This is a genomic window from Streptococcus mitis (assembly GCF_946188375.1).
GTDB classification, from domain to species: Bacteria; Bacillota; Bacilli; order Lactobacillales; family Streptococcaceae; genus Streptococcus; species Streptococcus mitis_CX.
Genome location: NZ_CAMHUS010000022.1, coordinates 1 through 1,642 on the forward strand (window position 1 = coordinate 1; position 1,642 = coordinate 1,642).

A 1,642-nucleotide genomic window follows, 5' to 3' on the forward strand; every position below is an offset into this window, starting at 1 on the left:
AACATCTTTACATTTATCTCTCAATAGTTCAAAATCATTTTCATCAAGCTGATAAATTTTGGTATATTCTTTTTTGAACAACTCATTTCCTGATGAATCTAATAGAATATTCCCGTTCTCATCAACTTGTTTCTTACGTTGATTTCTGATTTTACGTTTATCTATTTCTTGGATCTTACGAACATAAATAAACGCATTATCATAGCTTGACTCAGTTTGATACTTATGGTTATCAATCGTGATTCCACCACGATATTTTTTACCTTTTTTCTTCCCAGTTATTGGCGCAACTAATAGAGTACCATCATCATTTGATACTTTACTAATAACAACAGCATAATGTTTACCATGAAACTCATTTCCGCCTTTTTTAGGGAAGTTAACTAGATATACACCACCAATATCCATTTTTCACCTCTATAAAAAAATTGAGACGTACCTAAAAGATACGTCCCCATGATATCCTTAACGAATAAGGCTTATAATTCAATATCGTATCCTTGACGAACAAGGCTTTTGACTAATTACATTATATCAAATAACCTTGAAATTTCAACAGTTTTTATCAATTATTTCTTCTTTTTTTGGTTGCTGGGCTTAAAAATTTTTTTCAAGGTCATTTTTAATGATCATTGAAAAACAATTTTTTTACTGACGAAAATAGCGATAGCGTTCGTCAGTCGCTCTTATCGAAGAGCGAAAAAGCGACAGCTGGAAACCCGACCAAAGGGTTTTCGGCAAGCGTTAACTGTTTACCCATGTATAGTAAATTTCGACAGAAATTTGCATGGGTAAACAGTTAACCGCCACTTTAGTGGCGCAACTCAAAAATTTACTATACTGCAAATTTTTGTCTTTAGTTAGTTTTTTCATTAGATTTTAGATGAAAAATTAAGGGATTTTGACTCTCAAAACTCTCTCTTTTCTCTTAGAAAATTGGCTGTGGAAAACTGGGATAGTAGTAGATTTTTTATTTTTTTGATTTTCTGGCATAATATATAGTGGATAGAATTGACTGGTTGGAGCAAGAAACAAGAAAGAGGAAAAACAAACTCTACACAATGGTTTCTAAAAATGTTTTGTCTGATTTTTATTTTTTGAAAAAAATGGCATAATAGTATTAGAGAAAATTGATTGATGTGGAGTAAGAAAAACAAGAGAAAAATATAAAAAGAAAAGTCTTGTAAAACAAGGCTTTTTCTAGAAGATAAAAAAAGTAAAAGAAGCAAAAGAAAAAGAACATAAAAAGAAAATTAAGAGAAAAAAGTCAAACTGATAAATAGCACTTTCTAAAAATACACTAAATAAAATAAAGGTAAAAAGAAAGGAATTAAACGATAGTGTTTAGGCAGTGTTATTCTAGTTATTCATACACCGATTTGCTCTACTACAACCTTCTCCGGGTTGCTACCGCCTAGATTTCTAAAGGTAGTTGTCAAGGTCGAGACAGAAAAATGACTGCTGATGTCATGGCATAGACATTCATTGCAAAAAAAGTTGCCCATGAGTCTACGGGACTCGCCCTCTTCGGAGGCCTGAACAGAGCTGGTTCAAGGGGGTAATATTCTTTTACTTAACACTAAAAGGGGTCACTATGGATAACGAAAATAGCAAACCTAGACAAAATCGCTGGGCTAAAAAG

At 32.3% G+C, this 1,642-nt stretch carries 1 protein-coding gene; it reads right to left on the reverse strand.

The features are described 5' to 3' along the window. Positions 1 to 408 (reverse strand): type II toxin-antitoxin system PemK/MazF family toxin (locus N8M16_RS10020; protein WP_261070144.1); only part of this gene is annotated, 408 nt, incomplete at its 3' end. Positions 409 to 1,642: the final 1,234 nt, after the last annotated feature.